A 13539-nucleotide genomic window follows, 5' to 3' on the forward strand; every position below is an offset into this window, starting at 1 on the left:
GTGTCCCCTGCTCGGGGGACGGTACCTACGGCTTGTAGGGGCCCGCGCGTCGCGCTGCGGGGCCCCGCGTGGACCGTGCACCGAAACGCACCGTGGGAACCGAGAATCATCTTGGGGCCCGCGGTACGTGATCCTGCGCGGCGCTCAGTCCTGGTAGGCCTCGAGCAGCCGCTCGAGCACGGCGTCCATGCCGTACTCCCGCGCGATCGTCTCCCGTGCGGCCTCTCCCCGGCGTCGCCGCAGCTGCGGATCCGCCAGCAGCTCGGCGAGGGCCGCCTCCAGATGCTGCTGGGAGTCGTCAACGACAGTCCCAGACCCCGTTCGGCGGACGGTTTCCGCCAGACCGCACGTGTCTGTGACGACCACCGGCAGGCCGGTGGACATGGCCTCGAGCACGGACATGGGGTACGGCTCGTTGACGGAGGGCAGCACGTAGAGGTCCGAGTCATTCATCCAGCGGGCGGCACCGGCGGAGTCCACTGCGCCGGCCCACGTGAGGCGCTCGCCCAGACCGGAGTCCTCGATCGCGTGGCGCACGGCGTCTCCCTGGCCCTCATCGGGGCCCACGAGGGTGAACACGGCCCGCGGGAAACGCTCCGCCAGCGCACGCGCGGCGGCCACGAACGCGAGCGGGCGCTTGCGCTCCTGGAGGCGGGCGAGGAACAGCACCCGGCACACGTCGTCGTCCCCGGGAGCCCGCGGCGTGGGGTTCACGGGCATGCCGTTGTGCAGCTCCATGAGGTTCACGGGCCCACGTGCCACCTCTGCGACGTCCTGCTCCTCCTGCGGCGTGAGGTAGAAGACGCGGTGGGCGTCGCGCAGCACGCGCCGGGTGAGGGCGGCGTCCAGCGGGCCCGCGAGGGGGTGGTCCGAGGGGTCGATCATCCCGTGGGTCTGCAGCACCACGCGGGTCCCGGAGAGCTCCGCGAGCCACGCGGACGGCAGGGTCAGCAGGTCCCGGGCGGTGTGCACGTGCACCACGTCCGCGCTCGCGGCCACCCGGCGCACCCAGGTGAGCATCGCGGGTGAGGTCAGGCCCGCGAAACCGGCCCCCGGCAGCACGTAGGACGGGCGGAAGAGACGGGTGTGCACGCCGTCGCGCTCGGTGGGCAGCGGCGTGCCGAGGCCGGATCCGGTGGCGGCGAGGACGACGTCGTGGCCTGCCTCGGCGAGCGCGCGGCACTGGTTGAAGGCGACGGTCGTGGGGCCGCCGTAGGCGTTTGTCCCGGAGACGAGCGCGACGATCTGCAGGATGCGCATGCCGCTCACGCCCTCGCCGAGACCGGGGCGAGGACGCGCTCACCCGCGGGGACGTCACGCGTGACGAGTGCAGTGGCACCGACCACGGCTCCCTCGCCCACGTTCACGCCGCGCAGCACCGTGGCGCGCAGGGCGATCCAGGCGCCGTCGGCCACGGTGATGGGGGCGTTGTCGAACTCGAAGGCGGGGTCGTCAGCGCGGTGGCTTCCGGTGCAGAGCATGGCGCCCTGCGAGATGCACACGTCCGAGCCGATCGTGATGGGCTCCAGGTTCAGCAGCCAGGCACCCACTCCGATCCACGTGTTCTCACCCACGCTCAGCTTCCAGGGCCAGTGGATGCGCACGTCGTGGCGGATCAGCGTGCCGTCGCCGATCTGCGCCCCGAACGCGCGCAGGATGCGGGTGCGCACGCTCGGCGGGCACAGCACCGAGCGCTGCAGCGGCTCCGCCACGAGCGCCCATGCGGCGCACTGCAGCGTTCCCCTGCCCTTGTCGTAGCCTCGGCCGGTGAATGTGGCCAGACGGCGTGTGGTGGTTCCCATGCTTCTCCCCTTCGTGGATGGCTGTGTGCTCGTGCTGCTCGCGGTGGTGCGCACGGCGGTGGGCGAGGCGGTGCGTGCGGTGGCGCGGTCCGTGGTGACGCGGTCCCTGGTGGGACGACGACGACGCCGCCGCGTCACCCTGCGTCGTCGCCGTCGCCGTCGCCGTCGCCGTCGCCGTCGTCGCCGTCGCCAGATCCGGCAACCGTGCCGTGGTGGACCGGCGCGGAGTACGCGATCTCGCCGGCCTCCGTGACCAGGCGGGCCACCGTGAAGCCCTGGGTCACGGTGGTGACCTCCTGGCCCCCGACGAGGGAGTCCGGCGGCGCGCGGTAGGACAGCTCCCGGGCGTCGAGTGCGAGCCCCGCCGGCCACGTGTTGTGCAGGAACTCCACGGAGCGCACCGTGCGTTCGGCGAGGACCCGCAGGTTGGCTGGCGACGCGGCGTCGTCGTCTTCGCCCTCGATCCTCGCCCACCGCGAGAAGTCGACGGAGGACGCGGACGAGAGCGAGTAGTAGCGCCGCCGTGGCGGGTCCGGGATCGCGGGGTCCTCTGCGGCGAAGACGACGACGGGCGCGCCGCGGGTGCTGCTGAGCAGCTCGCCGGAGGCGTCCCGCAGCTCCACCACGGCGAAGACGTGGGCCCCGCCCGAGACCCGGACCGTGCGCTCCAGCACGGCCGCGCCCACCTCACCCGCGGCAACCGTGACCTCTTGCGAGGTGGCCAGGGTGGTGCCGTCCGCGTCGGTGACCCGCACGGTGACACGGGCATCCTGCGACTCGTGGTTGATCGCGAGCCCTTCCACGAGCAGCTCCTGGCCCGCCACGAGGTACTGGGGACTCGTCACGTACGCCGTGAGGTTCTTCTCCTGCGGCTCGTGCCCGCGGAACGCAGCAGCGTGGTGGGCCAGCAGGTCCGCGCGGGTGGTGCCCCAGTCCGTGGTGGGCTGCACGCTCGTGTGCTCCACGGCGTCGTTCCAGGTCACGGCGGTCAGCCAGGCGGCGCCGGAGTCCCGGGCACGCTCCAGCTGGGTGCGCCACAGCTGGGTGCCCCGCGCGTCCACGTAGCCGCCGTGGCTCGTCTCGCGGTCGTAGCCGGGCAGAGTGCCGCCCGCGAAGACCGTGCCGTGCGCCGCCGCCCACGCCGCGAAGTCCCCGAGGACCTGCGACTCCCGGTCCTCGAACAGCCAGACCGCCTCGAACGTGTCCGCGTAGGGGTCGAGCAGGGAGGTGTCCAGGGAGTCCCCGTGCTGGCTCGCCGCGGTGGCCAGCTCCGCCACGAGGTGCAGCCGGGTGCCGCTCTCCTCCACGGCCCCGCGGCACGACGCCCAGTCCTCGGGGGACAGCGAGCGCGCGTTGTAGATCCACACCACCAGGGCGTCCTCCACCCGCGCGGCGGAGGACCTGCCGTCGGACGCCTCGGCGTACTGCCGGATCATCTGGACGGCGCCGTCCCGCGAGGACACGAGCAGGCACGGTGCCACGGCGAAGCCCTCTGCCCCGTCCTGCCACGTGGGATCCGCGGCGTCCATCCAGTCCCCGAGGAAGTCCGAGCCCTTGTTCTCGCCCTCCAGCAGGAGGATCTGCATGCCCGTGAGGCCGGCCGCCCGGCCCTGCTCCAGCTGGCCGGAGACGAGACTCGCGTAGTCCGTGCCCGCCGGCGCGAGGGCCAGGGGGCGCTCGCTGCCGTAGTGGATGTCCCCGCTCTCGGCCAGCGGCAGGCCCTGCGGGACCATGTGGGCCCAGACCTGCTGCTGGGCGGCGGCGGAGGAGGGGCCCCGTGTGGCGCCCGGCCGCCCGGAGGCAGAGCAGGCCACGGTGGTGCCCACCAGTGCGGTGCCCGCCAGGGCGAGGAAGGTGCGGCGGGTGGCGCCGCGCCGTCGGGTCACCTCCGGGCCGCGCGGGTCTGCCCCGGTCAGACCACCACGGCGTGGCGTCGAGCCGAGAGGCGCGCTCTCACGCCGCGGCATTCCGTCACGCGGCGTGGACATCGCGAACTCCACGGGGCGCGGCGGGCCCCGCCCACGGCACGGGGCGCAGGGAGCGGCTGCGGAGGAAGGACTCCGTCCACGGCCGCACCACGCGCTCGAACAGCGTCAGCACGATCATCATGGACACGATCCGGCTCACGGCCCGGGTGTTGTACTGGGTGACCATCACCACCGTGAGCATGGACATGCCCAGGACGGCCGCCAGGAAGAGGGCCATGGTGGGGTGCGGGTTGCTCCCCACGCTGCGCAGGCACGCCCGCACGACGACGCCCCACACCAGCAGGAACAGCATCAGGGCAAAGCCGCCGAAGCTCGCCCACTCGCCGAGCGCGGAGTACGGGATGAAGTCGTGGACGCGCATGGTGGGCATGATCTCGTCCCAGCCCACCAGCGATCCCGGCCCCGGGTTCACCGAGATGAGCATGTCCGACGCCGTGATCGACTGCTCACGGCTCGTGAACACGAGCAGGGGCACGCTGAAGCCGAAGCTGCTCGTGGTGGTCAGCAGGGAGTCCGTGAAGAAGGACGGGTTCTCCACGAGGTGCACCATGGCACGCGCGTAGGGGATCAGTCCGTGGTCCGTGAGCGCCCGGCAGTGCAGCGGGATGGGCAGCAGCACCACGGTGACGACGGTGGTCAGCAGCCACGTGGGCCAGGCCACCCGGCCGCCCGCGAGGAACTTCCCCACCATGTAGAGCACCAGCACGCCGGCGAACACGCGGGTGGCGCACGCGAAGAGCAGCACGAGCCACAGGCCCAGGGTGATCCGGCCCAGGTTCGGGTGCCGCACGGAGAGGAACCCTGCCGCGAGCACCGCCATCGGCTGGGCCACGCTCGCGGCGGAGACGAACGCGGAGGGTGCCGTGAACATCAGGTACTGGGGAGCGTGCAGCAGGTACGGCCCCTTGGCGAGCACCAGCGCGGCCATGGTCCCGAACGTCACGACCAGCCACAGGCCGGAGAGGGACTGCACCTGGCGACCCACGGTGCCCAGCAGGGACGGCCACGAGGCGACCCGGCCGGGCAATGGCACGATCAGTGCCAGCGCAAGTCCCAGCAGCGCCCACAGGACCAGCCGCATGGCGTCCGCGTGGTCGTACGCGCCCCACACGGGTGTGAAGGGGCTGGGCGAGGCCACGACGGCGTGACCCAGGTAGTACTCGGTGGAGGCCCAGCTGATCAACAGGAAGACGACCAGCGTGAGGACCGGGACCCGGTCCATCGTGAGGGCGTCGCGCCACTTCACGAGGACGCGGGTTCGGTCCGCGCGGCGGCCGAGGAGCCCGCGTCACGGGCGCGTTTGGCTCGCCGCGTGCTCAGGGCCTGGGCTGCGGCGAGACCGACGATCGCGCCCACCACACCGCCCACGGTCGCCCAGCGGCTGACCTGCGGCGTGCTGCTCGACGTCGCTGAGGCACCGTCCTGGACGATGGTCACGTCCACCTGCGAGGTGCCGTCGGCGCGGGGAGAGTACTCGCGGATGGCCTTCTGCAGCCCGGCGGCGAGGTCGTCCGCGACAGCCGCGCTGCGCTCGCGGTCGGTGTCCGTGTAGGCGAGCTTGATCAGCGTGGAGCCGGTGGGGACCTCGACCGCGAGGTGCTGCGAGATCTCGTCCGTGGAGCGGCCGTGGTCCGCCGCCTCCTGCAGGACGGTGGTGGTCGTCGCCAGGTTGTTGTAGGTGGGCATGTTGCTCAGCACGTACTGCGAGACGGAGTCCGTCTGCGCGTTCGGCAGGTCCTTGTCCGGGGCCACCATGACGGTGGCGGTGGACGTGTAGGTCTCCGGCCGCAGCGCGGCCGCGGCGCCCGCAACCACTGCCCCCAGCACCGCGGTGCCCAGGACGACGGCCAGGAATGCCACGACGGCGTTCTTCGTTCGTGCGCTCATGTGATTCCCCCGATAGTTCTTTCGCGTTCCCGTCAGCCCGACGGAAATCCCCATTCCCTGTCGTTCCCCGAATGGGGGACAAATATTCATCACATTCCCCAGCTCGGGGGACAAAGCGTTCGTCCCGCGAGCTCCGCTGTGCGGTGGCGGCCTCCGTGGTCACGGGCCGGAGGTGCCCCGGACACCGTGCACCGGCCGCGCCGCGACGTGTGATGCCGGGGGCGGTGCGGTCCTCGTGGTCCGCTCCTGCCCCCTTCTCTCTTCATCGTAGCCCCAATTTCCCGCGAAGTTCACTTTGGCAAAGACCTTGTCCGCACATGTTCCTCGTCGCACCGGGGGCCGCGCAGTCCGTCCCAGGGGCGGGGGTCCGGCACGGCCTCCTGGGCGACGGCGCAGGTGGGAGGCCCCTCCTCTCGGTGTCGAAGTAGTTGTCGCACTCATGGGATTCCGCGCAGTGCACTTTCGACACCCCTCATTTTCCGGGCGAAACGCACGAGCCCACCCTGCCGGAGGTAAAATTCATCCTCCGATGTGGGTACAAAGGAATTCCGCGGAAACTGTCTGAGTGTTCATGGAGATGAATCCGCGCGATAGACTTCCCTCAGATTCATTTGGGGAGAGACGGATGGGCCGGTCCCGATCGCCGTGTGCGCTGGGCAGCGCGCAGGCTCGGGTCCACCGCGACACCGTCACCATGGGGTATGGAGGACACATGACGCTGCGCGACTACGCCGAGGTTCTGAAGAAGTGGTGGAAGACCATTGCCGCACTGGCGGTGGTGGGCCTCGTGGCGGGAGGGGTGCTCGCCGTGGCGCTGCCGGCCAAGTACGAGGCCAGCTCGCAGCTCTACGTCACCATTCCCACGAGTGACTCCGCGACCGAGCTGAACCAGGCGGCCACGTACCTCTCGCGGGAGCTGAAGTCCTACGCCACGGTGGCGACCACCCCGTACGTCCTGGACCCTGTCATCCGTGACAAGGGCCTGAACCGCTCGGTCTCGGACCTGCAGGACATGCTGGACGTCACCAACCCCACGGCCACGTCCGTGATCCAGGTGACCGCCACGGCGGAGACGCCGGAGGAGGCCCAGCAGGTGGCCAACGGCGTCGCCGACCAGCTGACCAAGGGCGTGCAGTCCCTGTCCCCCGAGGTGGCCAACCGTGAGGGCGCCGTGAAGGCCGAGCTCCTGAGCCGGGCCCAGCTGCCGGAGAAGCCGAGCGGGATTCCCGCCGCGGTGTACCCCGCCGCGGGCCTGGTGCTCGGTGCACTGCTCGGAGCGGTCCTGGCGTTCGTGCTGGAGAGTCTGGTCCGGCGCCCCCGCACCCTCACCGAGCTGCGCAGCGTCCCGGGGGCGGCTCTCACCGCGAGCGTCCCGCGCCTGAAACACCTCAGCGACGCGCTGAGCTTCGACCCCGCGGCCATCGAGCAGCCCGGCTCCGCGGCCCCGACCCCGCACGTGACCGCGCTGCGCTCGCGGCTGCAGCAGCGCCACGCGGAGGTGCTGCCCCAGGTGGAGGGCGGCGCGACGTTCGTGGTCACGGGAACCCGTTCCGGCGACGGCGCGAGCACGGTGGCCCTGGAGCTCGCCCGCAGCTTCGCGGGCCTCGGCAGCCGGGTGGTCCTCGTGGACGCACATCTCTCCGACCGCGGAATGACGGAGCTGCTCGCGCAGCAGGCGCACCCGGGGGTCTCCGACCTCCTGGAGCGGCGCGCGGCGGCCGAGCAGAGCGCAGTGCGCCTCGAGCCGGGGCTCACGTTCCTGCCGGCGGGCTCGCCCGCGTCGCGGCCCAGCGACCTCGTGTGCTCCGAGCCCATGGTGGCGCTGCTGCGAGAGCTGCACGGCGAGTTCGACGTCGTTATCCTGGACTGCTCGCCGCTCAGCGAGTCTGCGGACGCCGCCGTGCTCGGCGAGCTCGCGGACGAGGTCCTGCTCGTCACGGTTCCCGGGCGGGTCTCCACGGACCAGCTGCACAGCGCGGTGGCGGGGTTCCGCGAGGTGCCCGTGTCCCTCGTGGCCAACAAGGTGCGCTCGGGCCGCGGACACGCCGGACTGGTCTGAGCGCGGTGACCGCGGTGAATCCCGTTGCCGGCGCCATCCTGCTGCTCACCGCCTCCGCCGTGGTGGGTCTCCTGGCCCTGATCCACATCCGCACCCGTGGCCGGGTGGACGGACTCAACCTGCGCCTGTTCATGGTGCTCAACTTCCTGCTGGCCAATGTGGTCTCCGGCTTCGCCCACGTGCTGGGCTGGTCCAAGGACCGCGGCTTCTACGAGGTGCTCTCGGGCGATCCTGTGGGCTCCACCTCCGGGCTGACCACCGCCGCGTGGGCCACGTTCCTCGCCAGCTGCGCACTGTGGGCCGGTCTGGTCGTGCCGCGCCCCCGGCTGTTCCCGGCCCGTGACGACTCCCGGGAGGTCCCGCGCCGCCCGCTGGCACCGGAGAACCTGTACTCGTTCGCCGCCGCCCACCGGGTGAGCGTGGGTGGTCTCGCCCTCGTGCTGGCCGCTGCGGGAGGAGTGGGACTGATCCGGGTCATGGGTGCCACCACGGACCAGACCGGCGGCCGGATTATCTCGGTGGACGGTGGCAACGCCCGCTACGCGTTCCTGGCCGGATGGCTCCCGTGGGCCGTGACTCTCCTGGTGCTGGCGTTCGCAGCTCGCCGGCGTGCCACCGGGCAGGCCGTGTGGAACACGCTGCTGCTCGTGGGAGGGCTGGCCGCGCTGGCCGTCAGCGCCACGTGGAACGGTGGCCGCGCCGAGATCGCCTACGTCGCGTTCCCGCTGCTGGCGATCATGCTGCCGCGGATCAGCATCCTGCGGTGGCCCCTGATCGTGGCGGGCGCCGTGGCGATGGTCGTGTTCGTCGTGGCGACCACCTCCCAGCGGGTCGGTGCCACCACGGACCCCTGGTCCTTCATCGACTGGCAGTGGGGGCGGTTCTCGATGTCCGCATGGGCGTCGAACCACACCGCGCTGCACGGGGAGACCATCTGGAGCGCGCTGATCAACGTGCCCCTCGCCCTGCTGCACCTGGGCGGCGTCTCCGTGGACAACCCTTTCCGCTCCATGGTCCAGGTCTCGGGTTACGACCTGCTCGGAGGGGAGGACCAGATCTACGTGGTTCCCGGCTTCAGCGCGGAGATGCTGCTGAACTTCGGTCTTGTGGGGGTGGTCGCGGGGTACTTCCTGTTGGGGATCTTCTCCGCGGTCGTCTCGGACGCCTACAGCCGCAGCCGCAGCGAGACCAACCGGGTGCTGCTGGCCACGGTCGGCTCCACTCTCGTGTTCCAGGGCATCGTGGGGCAGCTCGAGTCGTTCGAGGTCTTCGTGACGTTGTCGATCCTGCCCCTGTGGGCACTGTGGGTTGCCGAACGGCTCTTCGCACGGCCATGCGACCTGGGGCAGCCGCTGGAACCGGGGCCCGCGGCGTCGTCGGCACCCGGGTCCCCGGGCGGCCAGTGCGGTCCGAACGGCACGAGCGGTGCGACGGCGCTGGGCGGCGCGAGGGCACCCGCGCGGCTCTGAGCCGCCGAGGACAATTCGGGGGAGGGGCGCCGGACGCGCTCTGACACACTTTCTTGGGGGAAAAGACATGCCATTGATCACGGTCATCATGCCCGCCTACCGGGCGTCCGGCACGATCGGGCGCAGCATCAGGTCCACGCTGCGCGCCATGCCGCGCGACGCCCAGCTCGTGGTGGGCCTCGACGGGCCCGACGACGCCACGGAGCGGGCTGCGCGCGCCGTCACGGACCCGCGCCTGGTGGTGCGGGCCCACGAACGCAACCGGGGTTCGGTCGCGTGCACGCGGGAGCTGCTGCTGAGCACCGACAGCGCGTTTGTGGCCAAGATGGACGCGGACGACCTCTGCGCCCCGTGGCGGTTCCGACTGGAGCTCGCCGCGATGCGCCACGCGGACATCGTGTGCGGCAGCGGGATCCGGTTCGGTGGCGGCGCCGTCCCGCGGCCCTCGTACTTCGGGTCGCTGACCTCCGAGGAGATCGGGGTCCTGCTGCCGTTCACCAATCCGATGTTCCACCCGAGCATGCTCGCACGGCGTGAGACCCTGCTGGAGGCCAACGCCTACGCCGTGGACTCCCCGGCGGAGGACTATGTGCTGTGGCACGACGCCCTGCTCAACGGGGCACGCCTCTCGAAGATCGCGGCTCCCGTGATCGCCTACCGGCTCAGCGCCGGACAGATCTCGGGTGCGGAGGACTACCACCGGCGTGTCGAGGCGGACCCGGAGGTGCGCCGCGTCTATCAGGAGTGGGCCCGTGCCACGGGTCGCGGCTGGCTGCTCGATGACGGCGGGACCCCGTCCCATCCCAGCGTGCCTTCGGAGCGCGCGGCGGAGGTCCTGACGCAGGTGCGGCCCGTCACCCGCCCCTACGCGAGGCACCAGGTGATGCATCACGTGGAGGCGGCGGAGTCCTCGTGCTGAATCAGGTCAAGGCGCTCATCGAGCGGATCATCCCTAGGCTGTCCTCAGCGCTGGTCATCCTCACACTCGCGGCGCTGACCAACCCGCACTACGTGGGCATCTACAACGTGGTCACGCTGCTCTACACCGCCATCCAGGTCACGATCGACTCCGGTGCACGCTTCGCCGTGATGCGCGTGCTCACCGAGCCTGGCGGCATGAAGATCATGAACCGCTACCGGATGTTCATGCCGGTGGTCGCGTTCGAGCTGCTGGTCGCGCTCATGCTGTTCCTGCTGTGGAACGGGACCCTGGAGAACTGGGGCGAGTTCTTCCAGGTGCTGCCCGTGGCGTTCGCGCCCGGCTTCGGCGCACTGGGGCTGCTCTACGTGGGTACGCTGCAGGCCACCAGCCAGTGGGGTCTGCTCGCGCGGCTCCAGTTCCGTGCCGCGATCGTGGGCCTCGTGGTGGGTGGCGCAACGCTGCTGCTCACCCAGTCCCTGCTCGGGCCCGCACTGCAGCTGGCCGTCACGGAGGGCGTGTTCGCGCTGCTGTGCTGGAGGCGGGCGCGGAAGAACACCATTCCCATCCCGCACTCCGCACCGGGGAAGAAGTCGATCCTCTCGGACATGGGAGCGATGTCCGGGTACGCACTGATGGCGTGGTTCCAGGGACAGGCCGAGCGGCTGTTCATGACGTTCTTCGCAGGCACCGCTGTGCTCGGCACCTACACCGCGGGCAGCGCGGTGGGCCGAGCCCCGGGAGACGCCCTGGCGGCGTCGACGGCGAACATGGTGCGCGTGGCCGTGGCGGACAAGGAGACCCCCGAGGAGATCAGCGACACCAGCAACCGCTTCCTCTCCGGGGCACTCATGCTCGCGGTGGTTGGAGTGGTCGTGGCACAGGTGGCCGCGGTCGTGCTGGGGCCCATTCTGGGCGAGAAGTGGAACTCCGCGATGTCCATGGTGCCGTTCATCGCCATGGTCTCGTTCCCCGGTGTGCTCTCCTGGGCGGCCTCCGTGCTGCTCGTGCGCACGGGCGCGGCGTGGAAGACGTTCGTGGGTCCGGTGATCGGCATCGTCTTCGGCGCGCTCATCGCCTGGGTGGCGTCCTTCGACCTCCATCTCGCGGCCACCATCCTGGTGCTGCGCGAGTTCGCCGTGGTGATCGTTGCCTACAGCTTCGTCGGCAAGGCGGCGCCGTGGCGCTCGTTCTGGCTCGGAGTGGCGCTGACCACGGTGGGTCTGGCAACCTGCTGGATCGTGGTGCTCTGAGGCGTTGGGCCTGCGGCTCCCCACACCGTCGAGACGGCCCGTCCTTCGAGGAAACCACCAGCTGACGTGCGGCTGGTGCTCCTAGGATTTTCGCATGCCATCCGCCCCGCACCCCGATGCATCCCAAGGACTTCTGCGCCGCCGCCTGGCCGAACCCGCCATCGTGGACCCGGCCGCCCGCCGTCGTCGGCTGGTCCTCGCGGGCCTGCTCGTGGTCGGGAGCGTGCTGCTCTTCACCCGCGTGTGGGACTGGTGGCTGGAGCACGAGGACCTCTCCCGCCTGGACACCCCTCTGATGCGGTGGCTCAGGAGCACCGGGACCCGCTGGTCACGTCCGTCCTGGTCGTGATCACCACCGTCACCGCGCCCACCGGGATGATCCTCATCAGCCTGGCCACCGTGCTCGTGTGGCTGTGGCGCAGCACGCACTGGTGGCGGCCCGTGCTCCTGGCTGGGTCCATGCTCCTGGCGGTCACGGGCATCGTGGGTGTCAAGTGGATCGTCGAGCGCCGCAGGCCCCCGATCGCGGACATGCTCCTGGGTGCGGACCACTCGTTCTCGTTCCCCTCGGGGCACACCCTGGCCACCACCACGTTCGTGCTGGTGCTGGTCTACCTGCTGTACTTCCGCCCCCGCGCCGTCACGCCCCGGTTTGCCGCGGACGACGCCGCCCTGCGGTCTCCCGCGGGCGCCGTACCGACGTCTCCCGGTGACCACGGCGTCCGGCAGGTCGCGGCGACGACCCGGCCCGAGCCGCGGCGGGGCCGGTGGTGGGCACTGCTCGGCGCGGTCACGGTGATCGCCGTCGTCGCGTTCAGCCGCCTCTACCTCGGGTACCACTGGCTCACGGACGTCACCGGCGCGTTCCTGCTGGCGCTCGCGGTGCTGGGCGTGGTGATCGGTGTGGACGCGTGGCGGCCGACGGCGCCGCGGCACCGGGGGTGCGTCGCTGTTCCCCGCGGGGCCCCGGGGACCACGGAGCGCTGACCTCGCGGCCATAGGATGTAGCGCACACTCCCGGGCGTCCGTGCGGCGGAGGGAGAGCAGCCATGATCAGGGTCTCCGTCCGCGTGGCCAGTGTCCTCGTGCTCCTGCTCCTCATGTGCCTCACGGACGCGTACGTCCGCCAACGGTACGAGGTCGTTCCGCTGGGCAACGACGCCTCCTAAAGCATGGACTTCTTCCACGGCACGGACCTCTACCGTTTCGGCGGCGGCTCGCAGACCTCCGACGAGATCTGCTGGTACGACACCAGAAGGCACGGCACCGCGCGGCCGTCCTCGCAGCTTGGTGATGCCGACCTGAGCGCGATCTGGACCTTCGCCTTCCGTACTGCACCGGACGGGCGTGACGCCCTGGCGCGGTTCACCTCCGAGCACGGTGTGAGCGTCCGAGAGCCGACAGTGGACCCCGCGCACCTCCTGCTGGTCGCGGTCTGGTCCCCGGGCTCCGGCGCCTCCGTCATCTCGGCCGCGGTCTCGGTCCGCGTGCACGTGGCGACCGTGCACCGCCAGCTCTTCCTGCGGCACTGCGCAGGGCAGATGTGAAGTCAGGTCCTCGGCCGCCGCACGCTCTACGAGGCGGTCCTCGCCTACGGCTCGTGACGGTGATGCCCATTGACCGGTTCGACTCCGTGGACGGCTCTGGAGAACGTTCTGCTGCGGCCGTCGGGGGTCTTCACACGCCCCTCGCAGACGCGTGGCCCGCGAGGTCCTGGACAGGGTCGGTCTCGAGGGGCGCCACGAGGAGCAGGCCGCCCGATTCAGCGGCGGGGAGGAGCAGCGAGTCAGGATCGCCCATGCCCATGCCCATGCCCTGCACAAGCAGGCGGTGTATGTCTTCGCGGATGAGCCGACCGTGTGCCTGGGCGACGAGAACCGTCGTGCGGTCGTCGGGATGCTCCGTGAGCTGATGGAGCACGGTGCCTCGGTCGTCGTCGCGACACACGACGAGGAGATGGTCGCGGCCTCGGACCGCACCTGCCGGCTGCGGCGACCGGAGACCCGGGCACACGACGACGGCGCGTGACCCCTTTTCGGCAGTTTCTAGTGGTCCTCGCAACGCCCTGAATTTTTGGGGAGTTGCGAGGACCATGGCGTCTCATGAGGTGAAGGACGCGTTCTTCCAGGCACTGGAGCATCTGGAGGGCAGCATCACTGCTG

At 70.9% G+C, this 13539-nt stretch carries 13 protein-coding genes; 8 read left to right on the forward strand and 5 right to left on the reverse strand.

The annotated features are described in order from the left end of the window. Positions 1-144: 144 nt before the first annotated feature. The 5 genes from ABD264_RS11730 to ABD264_RS11750 all read right to left on the reverse strand — a co-directional run bounded on the left by ABD264_RS11730 (position 145) and on the right by ABD264_RS11750 (position 5677). Positions 145-1260, reverse strand: a complete 1116-nt coding sequence (locus tag ABD264_RS11730; RefSeq protein WP_290500240.1) for a glycosyltransferase — start codon at positions 1258-1260, stop codon at positions 145-147. Positions 1261-1265: 5 nt separating this feature from the next. Then, positions 1266-1802 (reverse strand): LbetaH domain-containing protein, encoded by a 537-nt coding sequence (locus ABD264_RS11735; RefSeq protein WP_055086077.1) that lies wholly within the window; start codon positions 1800-1802, stop codon positions 1266-1268. A gap of 134 nt (positions 1803-1936) precedes the next feature. After that, on the reverse strand, positions 1937-3790 hold the full coding sequence (locus ABD264_RS11740; protein WP_344206201.1) for a hypothetical protein: 1854 nt from the start codon (positions 3788-3790) through the stop codon (positions 1937-1939). Further along, entirely contained in the window at positions 3774-5036 is a 1263-nt protein-coding gene (locus ABD264_RS11745) for a hypothetical protein (protein WP_344206203.1), read from the reverse strand. The genes ABD264_RS11740 and ABD264_RS11745 overlap by 17 nt, the downstream gene beginning before the upstream one ends. Beyond that, a complete protein-coding gene (locus ABD264_RS11750) occupies positions 5033-5677 on the reverse strand; it encodes a YveK family protein (protein ID WP_344206205.1) in 645 nt (214 codons plus the stop codon). Before ABD264_RS11750 ends, ABD264_RS11745 begins: the two co-directional genes overlap by 4 nt. Before the next feature lie 712 nt (positions 5678-6389). Between ABD264_RS11750 and ABD264_RS11755 the strand changes: the two genes are divergently transcribed. From ABD264_RS11755 to ABD264_RS11790, 8 genes are all read left to right on the forward strand, one after another. Further along, positions 6390-7736 (forward strand): tyrosine-protein kinase domain-containing protein, encoded by a 1347-nt coding sequence (locus ABD264_RS11755; protein ID WP_290500243.1) that lies wholly within the window; start codon positions 6390-6392, stop codon positions 7734-7736. A gap of 14 nt (positions 7737-7750) precedes the next feature. Beyond that, complete coding sequence (locus ABD264_RS11760) at positions 7751-9205, forward strand: hypothetical protein (protein WP_344206207.1); 1455 nt, start codon at positions 7751-7753, stop codon at positions 9203-9205. Positions 9206-9272: 67 nt separating this feature from the next. Further along, positions 9273-10124, forward strand: coding sequence for a glycosyltransferase family 2 protein (locus ABD264_RS11765; protein ID WP_094393423.1), 852 nt, complete (start codon positions 9273-9275; stop codon positions 10122-10124). Continuing rightward, positions 10118-11377, forward strand: a complete 1260-nt coding sequence (locus tag ABD264_RS11770; RefSeq protein ID WP_144943165.1) for a polysaccharide biosynthesis protein — start codon at positions 10118-10120, stop codon at positions 11375-11377. The genes ABD264_RS11765 and ABD264_RS11770 overlap by 7 nt, the downstream gene beginning before the upstream one ends. Positions 11378-11471: 94 nt before the next feature. After that, positions 11472-11726 carry a hypothetical protein gene (locus ABD264_RS11775; RefSeq protein WP_144066410.1) on the forward strand — a complete coding sequence of 85 codons (255 nt, stop codon included), beginning with the start codon at positions 11472-11474 and terminating at the stop codon, positions 11724-11726. Beyond that, on the forward strand, positions 11678-12364 hold the full coding sequence (locus tag ABD264_RS11780) for a phosphatase PAP2 family protein (protein ID WP_344206210.1): 687 nt from the start codon (positions 11678-11680) through the stop codon (positions 12362-12364). The genes ABD264_RS11775 and ABD264_RS11780 overlap by 49 nt, the downstream gene beginning before the upstream one ends. A gap of 185 nt (positions 12365-12549) precedes the next feature. Beyond that, positions 12550-12924 (forward strand): hypothetical protein, encoded by a 375-nt coding sequence (locus ABD264_RS11785; protein ID WP_344206212.1) that lies wholly within the window; start codon positions 12550-12552, stop codon positions 12922-12924. Positions 12925-13075: 151 nt separating this feature from the next. After that, positions 13076-13405 (forward strand): P-loop NTPase family protein, encoded by a 330-nt coding sequence (locus tag ABD264_RS11790; protein ID WP_344206214.1) that lies wholly within the window; start codon positions 13076-13078, stop codon positions 13403-13405. The last annotated feature ends 134 nt before the right edge of the window (positions 13406-13539 follow it).

Source organism: Kocuria salsicia, from assembly GCF_039532055.1.
Lineage (GTDB): Bacteria > Actinomycetota > Actinomycetes > Actinomycetales > Micrococcaceae > Kocuria > Kocuria salsicia.